The sequence below is a fragment of the Mesorhizobium argentiipisi (SeqCode) genome (assembly GCF_037179585.1).
Lineage (GTDB): Bacteria > Pseudomonadota > Alphaproteobacteria > Rhizobiales > Rhizobiaceae > Mesorhizobium > Mesorhizobium argentiipisi.
This window is the reverse complement of the sequence record NZ_JAPYKO010000024.1, coordinates 36,372-53,928: the sequence shown is the minus strand read 5'-3', so window position 1 is coordinate 53,928 and position 17,557 is coordinate 36,372. Positions and strand designations below refer to the sequence as shown.

Sequence of the window (17,557 nt, the reverse complement as noted above, 5' to 3'; positions counted from 1 at the left end):
GCCATTCGAACGCACGACGACGCGCGTATCATGCGAGGGTAATTTCCCCTCAATTTCGGAACGCGTCCGGTGATCAGGTTGCGGGGCCCCGCACGACTGCCGCGCAAGTGAAGCTTCCGGGTGCTGAGTTGATTGTTGGCCTGTGTCGGCCATCTGGCAGGAGGATCATTATGAAAGCAGTTATCCAATGCGGTGGAATGGGCATGCGCCTTCGGCCGTTCACATCGGTCCTGCCGAAGCCTCTGATGCCCATCGGTGCCCGGCCGGTGCTTGAGTTGCTGCTTAAGTGGTTGCGGCGCAATGGCATTGAGAACGTCTACGTCACGACCGGCTACTTGGGTCACCTGATCCGCAGCGTTTGCGGCGATGGTTCGCAATGGAACCTCAAGATACGCTACACGCAGGAGATGGAACCGCTCGGGACCATCGGCCCACTGTCTCTCATCAGGGATGAGCTGGACGAACCGTTTCTGGTCCTCAACGGCGATGTGCTTACCGACCTGAGCCTCAGCCGGTTCGTGGCGACGCATCGGGCCCACAAGGATCTTGTTACGATCGCGACGGCGGCGCGTGTCACGAAAATGGATTTCGGCGTCATCGACGAGGTTAATGACACGGTCCAGGTGTTTCGCGAAAAGCCTTCGCTCTCGCATTTGGTGAGCATGGGAATTTACTGCATGAATCCAGGCGTTCTGCAGTTCATTCCATCGGGCATTCCCTTCGGCTTCGACGATCTGATGCTGCAAATGCTCCAGGATGGGCAGGTCGTGCACGTCTACAAGCACGAAGGTCTTTGGCTGGACATTGGCCGCGTCGAGGACTTCCAGAAGGCGCAGTCGGTTTCCTGGGAGGAGCAGTCGGCTTCCATCGAAGTCGCCGCGGCTGCGGCTTAGGCTTTTCGAAGCGCGCTAATTTTCACCGGGAGGTTGGGATGCTCTTGGTTAGTGCCCCCATGTTGGGCGTACCTGAGAAGGCCGCTTTGTCGAAAGTAATCGACAGCGGCTGGCTGACGATGGGCGAGCGCGTCAGGGCATTCGAAGAACAGTTCGCCGCAATGCACGGCGCCGACGATTGCGTCGCGGTCAGCTCCTGCACCGCAGCCCTCCACCTCATTCTCCATGGACTTGGGATCGGTCCCGGTGACGAGGTTCTGGTGCCTTCATTGACCTTCGTGGCGACCGTAAATGCGGTCCTGTACGTTGGGGCCAAGCCCGTCTTTGTCGACATAGAATCCGACGACGTGCCTCTGATGTCGGTCGAAGATGCGGAGGCAAGCTGCACCTCTCGCACCAGGGCTGTAATCCTGGTCCATTTCGCAGGCTATCTCGCGAATAAACAGGAGTGGCAGACATTTGCCAGCGTGCGAGGGCTCTACATCATCGAGGACGCCGCGCATGCTCCGGGCCTGAAGGAAGTTGGGACCTTTGGTGCGGGAGCGGCGTTCAGCTTCTACGGCAACAAGAACATGACCACCGCCGAAGGCGGCGTGGTCATTACGCGCGACCCCGACCTGCGGGAGAAGATTCGCCAGGCGCGTGGCCACGGCATGACCACCGGCACGCATCAGAGACTGAACAGCCGCACGCCGCAATATGATGTCACCATGCTGGGCTTCAACTATCGCATGGATGAAATGCGGGCTGCCATCGGCTTGGTTCAACTTCGCAATTTGCAGGAATGGAATGAGGTCAGGCGCATACTCGTCGCGCTGTATCGACGCCTTATTGCCATGCGCTGTCCGGCTGTTTCGATGCCTTTTGCCGAACCGCGCAGCTCTGCCTATCACATCATGCCGATCCTCTTGCCCCGTTACGTCAATCGGCAGGAGGTCATCGATGAGCTGCGCGCGCAGGGCATACAGACGACGATTCACTACCCACCCGTGCATCAAATGACGCTCTACCGGGAGCTCTTTCCCGGAGTTCACCTGCCGCGCACGGAGGACTTCGCCGACCGTGAACTGACCATTCCGCTGCATCCGCAGATAACATCCCCCGTGGCGGAAGCGGTCGTGGATGCCCTGGCATCCGTCCTCAACAGCGGCGTCCGGGCCGGGACAGCAGCATGAACGCGTTCGACATGCCCATTGGCCGGCTTGCCATGCGTTGCGCAAGCCATGGATTTGGCCGACGCGCCCTGGACCTCATTGCAGCGTTCGCCGGCCTGGTTGTCCTGTCGCCGCTGATGCTGCTTATTGCAGTGGCGCTGCTGCTGGAAAGCGGGCGCCCGGTGCTCTTTGTTCAGCCGCGCATCGGCGCCGGCGGTCAACTTTTCCGTATGTACAAGTTCCGAAAATTCTATCCGCGCTGCGATGCGGGAGGCCTTGCGCTGACCCTTGCCAATGATCAGCGCATGACGACGGTGGGCAGGTTTCTCGCATTCAGCAAAATGGATGAACTGCCGCAGTTGTGGAACGTTCTGAAAGGCGAAATGGCCCTGGTCGGTCCGCGTCCGGAGAGTTTGTCATTCGCTGAATGCTTCAGGGACGGCTACGAAGCTGTCCTGCAATATAAGCCAGGCCTGTTCGGTCCCGCTCAGATCATATTCCGCCATGAGGCCCATTTCTATCCTCGAGATGTCGAGCCAACTGTCTTCTACAAGGAGGTCCTGTTTCCGGCAAAGGCGAGGATCGATCTTTCGTATTATGGCCGCCGGACAATCCTCTCAGATATGGCGCTCATCATTCGAGGTGTTTTCATCGTTCTCGGCGTGACTGTGGACCGTTCGGTCGGAGCGTGAGCCGTTCGAATGATCGCCGCAGCATTCGCCCGATTAAGGCCAAGGAGTGCAAGGACTGTCAGGACATGACCTATAAGGGAAAGAGAGTTTTGGTCACCGGGGCGGATGGGTTCATAGGGTCGCATCTGACTGAAGCCCTGGTGCGCGGCGGTGCCGACGTGACGGCATTGGCTCTCTACAATTCATTCGACAGCCACGGGTGGCTGGATGATCTGCCGGACGAGATCCGAAGCCAGCTCAAGCTCGTCCGCGGCGACGTTCGCGACAGTGCCTTCCTGAACCGGATCGTACGTGGCCAGGCCGTCGTGTTCCATCTCGCCGCATTGATCGCCATTCCGTACTCCTACGCAGCCGCCCAGTCCTACGTGGAGACCAACGTCCTGGGCACCGTGAATGTGCTCGAAGCCGCCCGTCAGTGGGATACCGAGCGCATAGTGCACACCTCGACCAGTGAGGTGTATGGCACCGCTTTGACCATGCCGATCAGCGAGACCCACCCGCTTCAGGGCCAGTCGCCCTACTCAGCTTCCAAGATCGGAGCCGACATGATGGCGGAGTCCTACGCCCGTTCGTTCGACGTTCCAGTCGTGGTGCTTCGTCCGTTCAACACATTCGGGCCACGGCAAAGCGAACGGGCGATTGTTCCGACCCTGATCAGGCAGGCCATCGACCCAAAATGCCAAGCCATCATGGTGGGAGACACGAGTCCGGTTCGCGATCTTACCTTCGTCGAAGACACGGCCGCGGCGTTTCTCAGCGCAGGCTCCGCCGAGCTCGAATTCGGCCATGCCTACAATGCCGGAAGCCAGCGCGCGGTGACCATATCCGACGTGCTGGACCTGGTGCTGGAGTTGAGCGGTTCCAACAAGCCGGTCCATCGTGACGAGAGCAGGCTGCGCCCGCAAAATTCCGAGGTCCGGGCACTGCTGGCGGATTCATCCCGGCTTGAGAGCGCAACAGGATGGAGGGCTCGAACGGACTTGCGCGAAGGCCTGAGACGGACCATCGCGTGGTGGCGGGCGCGCCTGAGCGAGGGGCGAGTACGTCATGAAATGAGCTACATGACATGAGGCTTCCCGCGCTTTCCGCCGCATTGCTGCTGGTTTGCGTTGCCGCATTTGTCGGCCTGCGGACGGCCGGGGGACAGGCGAGCGACACGTCCGCCGGCTTCGTGGCTCCGGTGGCGATGGATTTGCCTGACTATCTTCGTCCTGCCACCGACCCCGCATTCGGCACAAGCATTGTTCGCATCTCCAAGCCTGGCCCTCTTGGAAATGGGGTCGTTTGCGGGCCCAAATATTGCAGCCATCGCTATTCGAGCGCTCAAGCCTGGAATGCGGACCAGACATTGCTCCTGCTCGACAACGGCTGCAACGGAATGTGCTTTCTCGACGGGCACACCTACGAGGCGCTGTTTTGGCGCAAACGAGGGGGCGAGTGCGAGTGGCATCCCCGAAACGCCGAATTGATGATCTGTGTTCAGGACCGGGCAGTCTCGACCTGGGCCCCGCGGACCAACCACGAAGACGTCCTTTTCACGTCCGCGGACTACCACGATCTGCAATTCGGTCCATCGAAGGGCAATCCGAGCCGCGACGGTAGCCGCATCGCGGTCCGCGCGGTTCGCAAGGACGGCGCGGACGTCGTTTTCGCCTATGATCTGAACCAGCGGCAGAAGTTTCCTGACATCGACCTTTCTCAGGTGCCCGGAAAGACCAGTTCCTGCACGATCTCGCCACTCGGAACGAGCATTCTGTGCTCCCCAAACCTTATTGACGGCACAGAACAAAGGGTAATTTTTGCTGTTGATGGCACTTTGCTTCAGAGATGGACGGACCACCATCGGCCCGGCCATGGTGACATCACGCTCGACGAGGATGGAAGCGAGGTCTTCGTTGGGATCAGCAAATCGGGTCCAGATAGGTATCACATAATCAAGCGCAGGCTGTCGGACGGCAAAGTCACTTCCCTGACCGCGTTCGGCGAAGCCGAGCATGCATCGACCCGCGCACTGAACAGGCCAGGATGGGCATTCCTAAGCTACGGCGGCGATCCGGATGAGATATTGGCCAATCCAACCTGGGCTCCCTATGCGCGCGAGATCGTTGCGCTTCGGCTCGACGGCAGCGGTGCCGTTCGACGCATTGGGCAGACACGAAATGTTCCATTCGACTACTGGAGCGAAACACATGCCTCGCCCTCTCCGGATGGCTCGCAAGTAATCTGGTCAAGCAATTGGGGCGTGCCGGGCGGGCCGGTTTACGAGTTCGTCACCCGTCTCGACTGGTCCGAACAACACAACCCGAAGGAGGTTGTTGCGAATGGTCAACCTTAGCCGGTCATTTCTCGCGGCTCTTGCTCTGCTGGGGGCGCTGCCCACGGCCGCGGCTGCCGATCCGTCAACACCCTATCGGATTTCGCCGGGAGATACGGTTGAAATCGGAATAGTCTCCATTCCCGACCGGACTCAGCGTGCCGTTGTCCAGATGGATGGCACGATCGTGCTGCCCGAGGCCGGCACGGTCTCGGTCGGCGGTCTGACGCCGCCCGAATTGCAGACGCGTATGCAAGCGATCCTGCCGACCAAGATCTTCCACATCCGCATGCCCGATGGCCGTGAACAGATGGCCGTCGTGAGGCCGAGCGACGTGACTGCGATCATCGCCGAGTATCGCCCGATCTATGTGACCGGTGATGTGCTCACCCCCGGACAACAGGCTTACCGTCCGCTGATGACCGTGCGCCAGGCGATCGCCGTGGCCGGCGGCTTCAGCCTTTTGCGGGCGCGAGGCAATCAGGCAGGCCCGGATCCGACGGATCTGCGACGCGACTACGAAATGATCTGGGGAGAATACACCAGGGACTACTTCCACAGCGCCCGCCTGCGCGCGGAGCTTGACAAGCAGGAAAGCTTCGACACGCAGCCTCCGCAAGGGTCGCCCCTTACCCCTGCGCTCGCGGCGGGAATAGCAAAGGCTGAAGCGGAGGCGCTCAAGCTCTCCCTGGATAATTTTCAGCAAGAGCAGAGCTTTGTCGAAAAGGGCGCCAAGGACGCCGCGGCGCAGATCGAAACCCTGATCAAGCGTGCGCAGGATGAGGCGGATGCAGTTAAGGCCGATGAAGAGGATCTGGAGCAGGTCACCAAGGCGTTCAAGGCCGGAAACCTGACGAACAACAGGCTCGCCGACGTCCGGCGCGCAGTCCTGCTTTCGTCCAGCCGGGCGCTGGAAACGTCCGTCGAGCTGATGAGAACAAAGCGCCAGCAGGAAGACTTTGCCAGGCAGATGGAGCGCAACGAGAACCAAAGGCGCATCGGTCTGCTGAACGAATTGCGGGACACCGAGGTGCGACTAGCCGACATCGGCACGAGGCTTCGCGCCGCGAGCCAGAAGTTGCAGCCCCTGGGTGCGACCGCTGCGCCTCTGTCGATCGCCGGTGAGACCGTTCGAGCCCAGATGACGCTCATTCGCAATGTCGATGGGCAATGGCGCAAGCAGGCCGCCGACGAGGACGCCGAGGTGGCGCCGGGAGATACGATCGAGGTCAGGTTCAGCAACGAACTGGAGAGCGCGGCGGCACAATAGCGCCGGCGCTTCTGCACTGCTTGGTGAGCGCTGGATCCGGTTGTGGAGGCAAGTCTTGAGCCAGGACATCGATGTCGCGGGCGCCTATAGCAGAGGCAGCGCGGTCTTCATGGGCATGGAGATGCTTGTCGCGTCCGGCGCACTTGTGCCGAGGCCGGAGACGGAGCTGTTAGGCTCGTCCGCGGTCGATGTGCTGCATCAAATGAACCTGCCGGCGCCGCGCGTGGTCGACATGTGCTGCGGCGCCGGCAATCTTGCTTGCGCCATCGCCCATCAGGTTCCGGCGGCGCGGGTCTGGGCAAGCGATCTTACGGATGGATGTGTCGAGGTGGCGCGCCGAAATGTCGTCCACCTTGGGCTGGCCGAGCGGGTGTCGGTCCACCAGGGCGATTTGTTCGAAGCTCTCTCCACTCTGGTGCCTAAGGGTGCGATCGATGTTGTCGTGTGCAATCCGCCCTACATCTCGGAGAAGCGGCTTGAGGGTGACCGCTCCCATCTGGTCGCGCTCGAGCCGCGAGAGGCTTTTGCGGCCGGGCCCTACGGCATTGCTATCCACATGCGCGTGGTGAAGGATGCCTTGCGGTATCTGCGGCCCGGCGGTGCATTGCTGTTCGAGGTCGGCCTGGGCCAGGATCGCCAGGTGGCGAGCCTGTTGGAGCGTAGCAGGAGCTACGAGGGCATCCGCGCCGTCACCAACCGCGCCGGCGAGGCGCGTGTCGTGCTCGGCTACGCCAGGCCGCAGCCCTGAGCCCCTCGCAGCTCATCCCCTCTTGCGGGCGATGAACTGCGCTATTCCCTGGATGGAATCGAGGTTCTCCGGGAGGAGCTCGCTGTCTTCGACAATAACGCCAAAGGTCTCTTCGATGAAGCCGATGACCTCGAGCACGCCGGTGGAATCGACGATGCCCTGATCGAGCAGCGATTCCGTGGCGCTGAGCGATTTCACATCGGCGATGTAGAAGTTCGAAGCCAGGAAATCGCGAATTTGCTTGGTGTAAATGTCGCCCGCGGGGTTCGCTGCCAAGATCGTATCCATAACCACCCTCCGATAAAACTAAATACGGTCCGCGCCGTCCAACAGGCGCTACGAAAGAGCCACCTTCTTGAGTTTCCCTGTATCCGTCCTCGGCAGGCTGGGAACGATGACGATGGACTTCGGGACCATGAAGTTTTCAAGCCGCTTCTGGCACTCCATCTGAAGCTGCCGCTCGCCGACAATGCGGCCTTGCTCGATCACGACGAAGGCCTTCACGGCCTGGCCCAGAAGCTCGTCAGGCACGCCGACCACCGCGGCCTCCTTGACGCCGGGGATATTCACCAGCACGTTTTCGACTTCCTTCGGCGCAACCTTCTCGCCCCGGGATTTTATGATCTCGTCGCCACGGCCGATGAAGTAGAGATAGCCCTCCGCGTCCATTCGGCAGTAGTCGCCGGTGTAAAGCACCTGCTCGCCCGGCAAGGGGCCGGGCTTGAGTTTCCTGGCGGTCGCTTCCGGTTTGCCCCAGTAGCCCTTCATCACCGTCGCGCCACGGATGACGAGCTGGCCCACGGTCCCGGGTTCGACGCGTTGGTCGTTGTCATCGACGATCCACATCTCGGTGTTCGGGATCGCGATCCCCACGCTCAGCGGTTTTCGTTCGAGATCTTCCGGCGGCAGATAGGTGCAGCGCTTGCACTCGGTGAGGCCATACATCGAATAGATTCGCGCACCCTTAAACAGATCTCTGAGCATGATGATGTGCTTGAGCGGCAAGGCGGCGGCGGTGTTGGTGACATAGCGGATGCTCGAGAAATCGTGATCCTTCAGCGACTTGAGCTCCGCCAGCGAGGCGAAGATGGTGGGCACGCCGGGAAAGCCTGTGATCCTCTCATCCTTGATGATCTGAAGGATTTGCGCCGGAAACGCGAAAGAGCGTTCGAGGACCAGCCGGGCGCCCGTGCGGAACGCCATCAGCATCTGATAGAGACCGTAGTCGAAGGCGAGGGGCAGGACGTTGAGGATAACCTCGTCTTCCTGAAGCTCCAGATATGACGCAATCGAGGTGCACGCCGCCGTCATGTTGCGGTGTGTCAGCATCACGCCTTTGGGCTCGCCCGTGGATCCGGACGTGTAGATGATGGCGGCGAGATCGATGTCGATCGATTTGCGCGCGGGCGCAGCGGGATTTCTCTCGGCGGCCGTTTCCCAGCGGATGGCGTGCGGCAACCGGCTGAGCTCGTCGTCCTCCATCGGCCCTGACACGATCACCTGGCGTAGCGAGCGACAATTTCGCGCCGGCTCGCCGAACACAGAGCGCAGATGCCGGTCGGTGATCAGCGCCGCCGGCCGGCAATCATTCAGCAGGTATTCGAGCTTCTCGCTTTTTGTGAGCGGGTTGACGATGCACACGACGGCGTTTGCCTTCAGCACCGCCCAGAAGCTGATAACCGTCTCGACCGTGTTGTCGGCGAAGATCATCACCCGATCGCCGCGTTGCACCCCGGCTGTTGCCAGACATTGTGCGACCCCGTTGGAACGCTCGTCGATTTCGGTGTAGGTGACGCGTCGTCCGTTGCAGACCAACGCCACCTTATCGCCGAGCCGGCCGGCTGAGTGGATCAGATAATCATGCAGGAGCGGTACGGCGCCGTGGATCATGCCAGCTCCCTTTCGCGATGCTCGTAGTCGACATCGATCCTGAGATCCGGCTCTGTCACACCGGCTGGGCGGGTCGCGACAAATTGCTGGTGCAGAAGCTGCGTCGAGAGCACGCCGACCAGGGCCATATTGTCGGAATTCGACATGTCTCCCTCGCCGGTTCTGGACTGGCATTTCCCGACCAGCCGGGTTACCGCCTGCGGATCGAAGATGCCGGCCGCCCGCACTGCCGTCTCGGACAAGGCATCACCAATGTAAGCCGGCGCGCCGTCGGCAAAGAAACTCATCGCATTCGGCGCCCGGTAGGGCTGCTTCTTCCGGGCGACCACCTGCGGCGGCAGGATCGGCGCCGCGACGCGCTTCAGCACGTGCTTCTCGTCGAGGCCGCGCAGCTTGTAGGAATCCGGAAGCGCATTCGCCAAAGTAACCACGTTGTCGTCGAGGAAGGGAAAGCGGCCCTCGATGGAGTGAGCCATCAGCATCCTGTCGCCTTGCGAGGAGAGCAGATAGCTCGACATCAAAGTCCGGATCTCCAGATACTGGTCCTGGGCGAGGGGACTCCAGCGCCGAAATTCGGCCGGCAGGGTCGAGATCAGTTCGCTCACCGCGTCGCGGCCTTCGGAGGCAGCCCGCATATCGGGGCAGAACAAGCGCTTGATCGCGCTGGTCGTGCGCCAGCGTGTGTCATGCGCAAATCCGGCCGCGGCGTGGGCCTCAATATTGCGGCCGAAGAACTGCCGGGCCAGTGCCTGCTGATGAACCGGTGAGCGCGAGAGGTAAGGATAGAGCCGCTCAAGCAGGCGGGCGCGCTTTGTCGACGCCGGCTGGCGTCCCCAGAAGCGGCGTACCTTGCCCTCGCGGAACAGATCATAACCGGCAAACATCTCGTCAGCGCCTTCGCCGGTCAGCACTACTTTGATGCCGCGTTCCCGCACGAGCCTCGACAGCAAAAAGAGCGGTGCCGGCGCGGTCCTGAGGATTGGTCGCTCGGTATGGCGGATCACCTCGGGAAAGGCTGCGGCTATATCGCCCCGGGAAACGACTATCTCGTGGTGCTCGCTGCCAGTCGCGTCTGCGACGAGCCGCTGGAATTCGGTCTCGTCATATTCGGCATCGGCAAAACGCAGCGAGAAGGTCTGGAAACGCTCGCCGGCGAAGCGTCTTCCGAGGCTGGCGACAAGGGAGCTGTCGAGCCCGCCTGACAGGTAGCAGCCAACCGGCACATCGGCCTGCACGATTCGCAAGGCCGTGGCGCCTTCCAGCATCAGCCGCACTTCCTCCACCGCCTCGTCCAGGGAGCCGCTAAACCGGCCCTGGTCCTGATTTTGGATTTCCGGAAAGCGCGGCTGCCAGAATGGGTATTCTCGCGCCGCGCCTTTTTCGTAGAGGCGCACGTGTCCGGGCGGGAGTTCCCGGATGCCCTGGAACACGTTCTGCGGAGCAACAGCCGTCCACAGGGTGAAGGTCTGATCGATGCCCGCCGCATCGAACGCGCGCGGGATAGCGGCCTCGGCCGCGAAAATCGCTTTGACTTCGCTCGCAAAGAACAGACGGCCGCCATGCTCGCAAAAATGCAGCGGGCAAATGCCGTAGCGATCGCGCGACAGCACCAGCCGGCCTATAGCCGGGTCCCAGATCGCCAGCGCCCATTGGCCGTTCATACGCTCGAAGGCTGCCTGGCCCCACTCCCGATAGGCGTGCAGGACGACTTCGGTGTCGCTGCGAGTGCGGAACCGATGGCCGAGAGCGAACAGCCTGTCGCGCAGTTCGAGATAGTTGAAGATCTCGCCGTTGAAGACGATCCACGCCGGACCATCGGAATCGGCGAGCGGCTGCTGCCCGTGTTGAAGATCGACGACCGACAAGCGGGCATGTGCCAGCCCGGCGCGCCTGTCCCGGTAGAGCCCCCGCTCGTCGGGACCGCGATGCGCAAGCGCGCCGGCCATGCGCAGCAACGCTTCGCGCGAAGGCGGTTCGGCGGTGGCGTTCAGCGCCAGTATCCCGGCGATCCCGCACATCGTCGTCAGTCCACATCCATCGGCACGGACGGCAAGGGCCGCGCATGCAGATAGCGGGCTGCCCGACGCTTCGCTTCGATGTCCTTGAAGACCTTCTCGACCTGGCCGCCGGTGAGGCCCGCCGCGGCTGCGACCTCGTCGGCGCATAACCCATGGTTGACGCCATAGAGGCACAGATCCGTCAGGTGGTAAGGCAGCGCAAAGTAGAATTCCTCCTGGCTTTGCGCCATGGAGAATGTATCGGTGGTCGGCGGCCTGCGGCGGATTTCTTCGTCCACCCCGAGATATTCAGCCAACTGGTAGACCTGTGTCTTGTACAGGTGCACGATTGGCATGACGTCGGCGATACCGTCGCCTTGCTTGACGAAGAAGCCCTGGTCGTATTCGAGCCGGTTCGGCGTTCCGGCAACAGCGTAGCCGAGGCGATCCGCATGATAATATTCGGTCATCTTGCGGATGCGTTGCTTGTAATTGGTTGCGGCGACGATCTGCAGATAGGCTGTCAGGGGCAGCCGAACCGTGTTGACCTTGCCCTCCGGATCCTGAACCGTAAGACGAGTGATGTTGAGGCCTTGGCTCTCCAGAACCGAGGTCAGCACCAGCTTGCATTTCCATCCTTCGTCATATTCTGGAACGACGGCGCGGATGGCCTCGATCTGCCGGCGATAGGCGCCGATGGCATCGAGCGCCGGGGCGATGTCTTCGACCAGAGTATCGATGCCGAGCTGGGCCGCGACGACGCGTCCGAGCCTCAGCGAGTCTCCCGAGGAGTCCCGCTCCGGCATGAAGAGCCCCAGCACCTTATCCTTGCCGAAGGCACGCACGCACAAGGATGCGACGACGGAACTGTCGATGCCGCCCGACAGTCCGACCACCACGCCGCGCCGCCGAAGCGTGACCAGGACCTGCTCGCGCGTCGATGAGACGATGCGGTCCGCCTCCGCGGCTGCGTCCAATGCCAGCACTTCCCTGGTGAATTCCGAGATCACGCTGTTTGGCCCTCCAATTGCAAGGACTCGGCCCGCGTATACGTTTGCAGGACCGCCCTTTCGATCAGCGGACGGTTGGTCGCGACGTGGGGCTCCACGACGAGATCGATATGGGTGCCCACGATCGGGATCACCTGCAGGTCGCGAAACACCTGATCCCACCCGATGGCGCGGGACATGCCCGGACGAGCGCAGCGAAACAGGGTTCCCTGGATCGGAAGCGCGGTCTTGGGCTCTGCCAACCAGCGATAGAATGCCTGCGCCCGCAGCACCTCCTGCAATTCCAGCTTGATGCGGAAGCAGGCTCCGTTGAACTGGCCTTCGGTGTAACGGTCGATGGCGCGCGCGAGATGGTTTTCGTAACCCAATCTGACTGCGATCTTAGCCAGGGCGCGGCAGGCGACCCGATGGAACGAGATGCGGTTCGACCGGAGCCGGCGCATTGTGCGGGTGACCGTGTCCCACAGGCGGCTGCGCTCACCCTCCAGGCTTGTGTCGAGGATACCGACGAACTTGACCGACCGCCCGGCCTTGAGCAGGCGGACCGCGACCTCCAGCGCGACCGCGCCGCCGAGCGAGTGGCCCAGAAGCCTGACATGCCCAGATGGCTGAGCGCGGTTGATTTGCTGGACCGCGGCGTCTGCCATGCTGGCGAGATCGCTCTGTCCGCGCAGGATGAGCGCGAGGCCGGGATATCTGATTGGAACCACTTTCGCGGTTTTCCCCATGGCGGAGGAGAAGGCGGCAAGGCTTGGGCCGTAGCCGACGGATCCGGGAAACAGGAAAAGCAGCGGCGGATTGTGCTCCGGAGCGGCTTTGCCGGATGCGGCTGCCTGCGCCGCGACGACAGCCTTCACCATCTCGGCCGCGCTCATCCCGACGGTGAAACTCTCAAGCCCAAGTTCCTGGCCGATGAGATTCTCGATCTCCATCACGCAGTGCAGCAGCTTCAGCGAGTCTCCTCCGGCCTCGTCCCACCTGCCTATGGCCGCCTTGGTGTTGAGGACCTTGCTCCATGCCTTCTGCACCACCTTACCCGCCGCCGAATCGGCGTCAGAAACCGGCGGCTCGGCGACGGTAATCGGCCTTCTGGCGAGGAGATCCATCTTACCGAGTTTGACGACGTCGATCTTTCCGCCATCGAGGTAAGGGATCTCGCTTACACGGTGGAGCCGCAGGGGACGCAGCGCCGGAGGCAGCGTGTCGGCAATCAGCCGGCGCAGGTCGTCCACGAAATCCGGACCCGCCGCATCGCTCGGTATGGCGAATGCGACAAGTTCGGGCACCTCCGTCACGATCGCTACGGCGTCCTGAACCGATGGAGCGGAGCGCAACACCCTTTCGAGCTCGGCCGGCTCTATGCGTCGACCGTTGATCTTTATCTGGCGCCCCTTCCGGCCGATGACCCTCAACAGACCATCGCGGTCCAGGCGTACGAGATCGCCGGTCGGAAAAATCCGAACATGCGGGTTGTCGGCGTCGGCGTCGACAGGAATGACGGCGCTATTTTCCCAATGCCCAAGCAGGACATAGGGGCTCTTGATCACGAGCTCTCCCGTTTCGCCGGGCGGAACGCTGTGTCCTTCCTCATCGACAATCGAGAACGCGATACCCGGCAAAAGGCGCCCAACCGGCACGTCGGCCTCGTTGTTCGGCGGTTCCGACGGCACGAACCACTGCGATCCTGTCGTTTCCGTGGACGAATAGCCTATCTGGATCAGGCAATGGGGCGGGACGGCTTTGCGCAGAAGGGCAATGTCGGTCCACAGCACTTTCTCGCCGCCGACGCGGACGACCCGGAGCGATTTGAACGTATCGGCGCACGCATCCGCCATCAGCGTTCGAAGCAAGGCGGGTACAAGATAGGTGATGGTCGTGCCTTGGTCCTGCATTCGCGCGCGGACGCCGCGCAGCCCCACTGCCTCCAGTTCAACGAGTTGCAAGGTGGCCCCGGTTAGGACGGCCGCCAGGATCTCGCGGCAACCGGCTATCGTGGCCAGGCCCGACAAGGGGAGAAAAACATCGTCGGAATTGATGTGACACGCCTCTACATATTGTTGCACGCGCCACAGCAAGCTGCGCTGGCTGTTGACGATGCCCTTGGGGCGCCCTGTGCTGCCCGAGGTATAGAGAATTATGGCCGGCTCATCGACCGAAGGCCGCGGCAAGGGCTTGGCCAACTGCTCTCGCTGCGAGGCCGAACTTGCGCCAACGTCGATCCATTGAATTTCCGGAGGCAGATCGCTGGGCCTGTCGCCGCTGCCCAGCATGGCCGAGAGCTTGGCTGCGGACACAATCTCGCTGATCCGGGGACCGGGATCTCTCGCGTTAAGCGGAATCGAGATCCGTCCGGCTGCCATCGTGGCGAGCATGGCGACGACGCTCCAGACGGAGCATGGCTGGCAGATTCCGACCGGCCTGCCTTCGGGAACGACATTCGCAACGCGACGCGATAGGATATCGACGGCGGCGCCGAGCGCCGAATAGGAGAGTTCGTCCGTGCCGTCATTTATGGCGATCTTATGCGGATGTCGCCCTACAACCGTTTCCAGAAGGGGACCGATCCCGATATCCGCGAAATCGGCTGGCAAAGGCCGATACGACCGCAGGGCAGGTCCGCCCTGGTCCAGAGCATAGCTGCGCACCTCTACCCATCCGGGCGGGCTCTGCGGAAGAGGAGCCTCATCAAGTTCCTGGTCCGCTGCTTGTGCCTTCACATATGCCGGGAGCATGGCGTGCCTGAGCTAGAGGTGAGGTTCGGTTATGGCTCCGCCGGGCAGATGTTTCATCGATCATTCTGATGATGCTTCCCGGGATAAAGGGAGGCGAGTGTGGATGCGGGTGTGAATCTGGTCACAGCTAACATTAGGGACGTGCCGTGACGTCAAACAGGCCTGTTCTTGTCACCGGAGCAGCCGGGTTCATCGGCTTTCATCTATGCCGGAGACTGCTTTCCGACGGCTGGCAAATTGTCGGCCTCGATTCCATGAATGGATACTATGACGTTAATCTAAAGCGAGCCCGACTCGATCAGCTGGAAGAATTTCCGCATTTCCGGTTCGAGCATGTCGATCTGGCCGACCGGGACCGCGTTTCAGCGCTCTTCGCCTCGGCCGATCCGGAAATTGTGGTGAACCTGGCGGCCCAGGCCGGCGTTCGTCATTCGCTGACCAATCCCTACGCGTACGGGGACAGCAATCTAAGCGGATTTCTCAATGTGCTGGAAGGATGCCGCCGCGCTCGCGTCGATCACCTGGTCTATGCGTCATCGAGCTCGATCTATGGCGGCAGCACGCGAATGCCGTTCTCCGTTCACGATTCCGCTGATCACCCGCTCAGCCTCTACGCCGCCAGCAAGAAGGCCAACGAGTTGATGGCGCATACCTACAGCCATCTTTTCCGACTGCCGACGACAGGGTTGCGGTTCTTCACCGTTTACGGGCCATGGGGTCGCCCGGATATGGCCTTGTTCATCTTCACCAGGGCCATACTTGCAGGCGAGCCGATCGACGTTTTCAACCACGGCAACATGCAGCGTGATTTCACCTATATCGATGACATCGTGGAGGGTCTGGTCCGCATCATGCGACTGCCCGCGACGGCCAACAAGGAATGGCGCAGTGCCGCGCCCGACCCCGCGACCAGCAGCGCGCCGTTCAGGATCCATAACATCGGCGGCGGTTCGCCGGTTGAGCTGAACCACTTGATCGAACTGCTCGAAGACGCGCTGGGCAAAAAGGCGACACGCAACTGCATGCCGCTCCAGCCGGGCGATGTGCCTGCGACCTGTGCCGATGTCAGCTCACTTGAGCAAGCGACCGGCTTCAGGCCGAGGATCCCGATCGAGATCGGGGTCCGGCGTTTCGTGGAATGGTATCGGGAATATTATCGGGCATGATCGGACTGCTCCGGTGGCCCGATGCATTCGCAGTTCGCGCCACCGGCCGAAGATACGCCTTCGCAACCATCCAGCGCGCGACAGAGACCTTCGCAGCTCGACATGGGCATCGTGACAACTGGCATCGTCGCCTTCACGGCGCCGGTGCGCGAGCGGCCCGATCCATCGCTACGGCAACAAAACGAGCGCGCCGCTGGTCCTGCGGGCCTCCAGATCCCGGTGAGCGTCCGCGGCCTGGGCCAGATTGTAGGGCGCTGGCTGCCCGATCCTGACGGCTCGCTGACGCAGCACCGCGAAAAAGCGGTCGACATGCGGCGCGAGCTTCTCGGGCGTGTCGGTGTAGTGAGCGTAATTGGGCCGCGAAACGGTAATCGACCGGGAGGCGAACCGGCCGATGTCCCAGGTGCCGACCGGGCCTGATGCCTGGCCGAAGCTGACGAGATGACCGCGCAGGGCAAGGGCGGCGAGCGAACCGGCGAACGTATCGGCGCCGACGGCGTCGTAAATGACGTTGGCGCCCGCGCCGGCGGTCAGCCGCATGACCGCCTCGCTGAAATCCTCGCGGGAGTAAATGATGACGTGGTGTGCGCCGAGACGCTCGGCGATGTGCGCCTTGTCATCGCTCGACACGGTTGCGATCACGGTGGCGCCGAGATGGCGCGCCCATTGCACCAGCAATTGGCCGATGCCGCCGGCGGCCGCGTGAATGAGCACGACCTCGCCTGGCCGCACGGCATGGATGTCATGCAGCAGGAAGCTGGCCGTCACACCCTTGAGCAGGCTCGCGGCGGCGGTTTCGTCCGATATGTCGTCCGACAGGCGCACCAGCAGGTCGGCCGTCATGTTGCGGCGCTCGGCATAGGCGCCGACCGGCGGGCAGGCATAGGCGACGCGATCGCCGATCGACAGGCCGGAGATCGCCGGGCCGACAGCCTCGATGACGCCTGCCGCTTCCATGCCGGGCACGCCGGGCGGCTGCAGGAGATCGAAAAAGCCGGTGCGGCAATAAACGTCGATGAAATTGACGCCGATGACCGTGTGGCGGATCCGCACCTCGTCGGGCGCCGGCGGCGGCAATGCGATTTCCTTCAGCTGCAGCACGTCCGGTCCGCCATAGCGTTCGACGAGGATCGCGCGAGTCGTTTCCCCATTCTCCAAGGAAGGCGCAGGGGAGGGGCGTGGCGCGACAGCTGTCGACCGGGGCGGCATGATTGCCGGCAACGGCCTTGCCTCGGCGGGCATGGCGACGTCCCGCCGCCTGAACAGGTCGCGGATCGCGGCAAAGCCGGCGCGATAGATGTCTTCGGCGACCAGCTTCACCAGTTCATCGCGGCGATGCGCCGGTGGATGGAATTCGGAACGCCATTCCCAGAAGGTGGCGTTGCCGTCGGTCACCGGCTTCAGCCATATCGATGCGACATAGCCCATCAACGGCAATGGCGCCTCGAGCAGGCAATAGCTCAGCCGGCGATCCTTGTCGGAGAGCGCCAGAAGCTGCTCGCGCAGTTCGCCGCCGTCGGCCAGACGGAAATGGCGCACGGCGCCGACCGCGTCGGCCGGCTCGCCGCCATCGATCTCGCTCGACGCGATCGCCGGGTGCCAGCGGTCATGGCCGTTGAAATCGCGCAGGATCGCCCAGACCTCCTCGATCGGGGCATCGATGATCGTGCTCTGGCGGACCTGGACCATTG

At 62.2% G+C, this 17,557-nt stretch carries 14 protein-coding genes; 8 read left to right on the top strand and 6 right to left on the bottom strand.

Annotation, left to right across the window (positions count from 1 at the left end):
- The first annotated feature begins 170 nt into the window (after positions 1-170).
- The 7 genes from O7A05_RS26225 to O7A05_RS26195 all read left to right on the top strand — a co-directional run bounded on the left by O7A05_RS26225 (position 171) and on the right by O7A05_RS26195 (position 7,071).
- Positions 171-893: a nucleotidyltransferase family protein gene (locus O7A05_RS26225; RefSeq protein WP_337095857.1), complete on the top strand. Its 723-nt coding sequence runs from the start codon at positions 171-173 to the stop codon at positions 891-893.
- 38 nt (positions 894-931) lie between these two features.
- Complete coding sequence (locus O7A05_RS26220) at positions 932-2,068, top strand: DegT/DnrJ/EryC1/StrS family aminotransferase (RefSeq protein ID WP_337095856.1); 1,137 nt, start codon at positions 932-934, stop codon at positions 2,066-2,068.
- Entirely contained in the window at positions 2,065-2,739 is a 675-nt protein-coding gene (locus O7A05_RS26215) for a sugar transferase (RefSeq protein WP_337095855.1), read from the top strand. Before O7A05_RS26220 ends, O7A05_RS26215 begins: the two co-directional genes overlap by 4 nt.
- Positions 2,740-2,804: 65 nt before the next feature.
- Complete coding sequence (locus O7A05_RS26210; RefSeq protein WP_337095854.1) at positions 2,805-3,809, top strand: SDR family NAD(P)-dependent oxidoreductase; 1,005 nt, start codon at positions 2,805-2,807, stop codon at positions 3,807-3,809.
- Positions 3,806-5,074 (top strand): hypothetical protein, encoded by a 1,269-nt coding sequence (locus tag O7A05_RS26205; RefSeq protein WP_337095853.1) that lies wholly within the window; start codon positions 3,806-3,808, stop codon positions 5,072-5,074. The genes O7A05_RS26210 and O7A05_RS26205 overlap by 4 nt, the downstream gene beginning before the upstream one ends.
- A complete protein-coding gene (locus O7A05_RS26200; protein ID WP_337095852.1) occupies positions 5,061-6,323 on the top strand; it encodes a polysaccharide biosynthesis/export family protein in 1,263 nt (420 codons plus the stop codon). Before O7A05_RS26205 ends, O7A05_RS26200 begins: the two co-directional genes overlap by 14 nt.
- The gene (locus O7A05_RS26195; protein ID WP_337095850.1) at positions 6,211-7,071 is read left to right on the top strand and encodes a HemK family protein methyltransferase; all 861 of its coding nucleotides are present in this window, start codon (positions 6,211-6,213) and stop codon (positions 7,069-7,071) included. Before O7A05_RS26200 ends, O7A05_RS26195 begins: the two co-directional genes overlap by 113 nt.
- A 12-nt stretch (positions 7,072-7,083) precedes the next feature.
- Here O7A05_RS26195 and O7A05_RS26190 read toward each other — a convergent pair whose 3' ends face one another.
- From O7A05_RS26190 to O7A05_RS26170, 5 genes are read right to left on the bottom strand one after another with little or no spacing between them, the layout of a single operon-like run.
- Complete coding sequence (locus O7A05_RS26190) at positions 7,084-7,359, bottom strand: acyl carrier protein (RefSeq protein WP_337095849.1); 276 nt, start codon at positions 7,357-7,359, stop codon at positions 7,084-7,086.
- A gap of 48 nt (positions 7,360-7,407) precedes the next feature.
- The gene (locus O7A05_RS26185; RefSeq protein ID WP_337095848.1) at positions 7,408-8,961 is read right to left on the bottom strand and encodes a class I adenylate-forming enzyme family protein; all 1,554 of its coding nucleotides are present in this window, start codon (positions 8,959-8,961) and stop codon (positions 7,408-7,410) included.
- Entirely contained in the window at positions 8,958-10,979 is a 2,022-nt protein-coding gene (asnB, locus tag O7A05_RS26180) for an asparagine synthase (glutamine-hydrolyzing) (RefSeq protein ID WP_337095847.1), read from the bottom strand. Before asnB ends, O7A05_RS26185 begins: the two co-directional genes overlap by 4 nt.
- Positions 10,980-10,984: 5 nt before the next feature.
- Positions 10,985-11,968 carry an NAD(+) synthase gene (nadE, locus tag O7A05_RS26175; protein ID WP_337095846.1) on the bottom strand — a complete coding sequence of 328 codons (984 nt, stop codon included), beginning with the start codon at positions 11,966-11,968 and terminating at the stop codon, positions 10,985-10,987.
- Positions 11,965-14,613 (bottom strand): AMP-binding protein, encoded by a 2,649-nt coding sequence (locus O7A05_RS26170; protein WP_337095844.1) that lies wholly within the window; start codon positions 14,611-14,613, stop codon positions 11,965-11,967. Before O7A05_RS26170 ends, nadE begins: the two co-directional genes overlap by 4 nt.
- Before the next feature lie 233 nt (positions 14,614-14,846).
- Here O7A05_RS26170 and O7A05_RS26165 point away from each other — a divergent pair, with 233 nt between their 5' ends.
- Positions 14,847-15,866 carry an NAD-dependent epimerase gene (locus O7A05_RS26165; protein WP_337095842.1) on the top strand — a complete coding sequence of 340 codons (1,020 nt, stop codon included), beginning with the start codon at positions 14,847-14,849 and terminating at the stop codon, positions 15,864-15,866.
- Between the two features lie 168 nt (positions 15,867-16,034).
- Here the strand turns inward: O7A05_RS26165 and O7A05_RS26160 are convergent, their stop codons facing one another.
- Entirely contained in the window at positions 16,035-17,555 is a 1,521-nt protein-coding gene (locus tag O7A05_RS26160; RefSeq protein ID WP_337095841.1) for a zinc-binding dehydrogenase, read from the bottom strand.
- Positions 17,556-17,557: the final 2 nt, after the last annotated feature.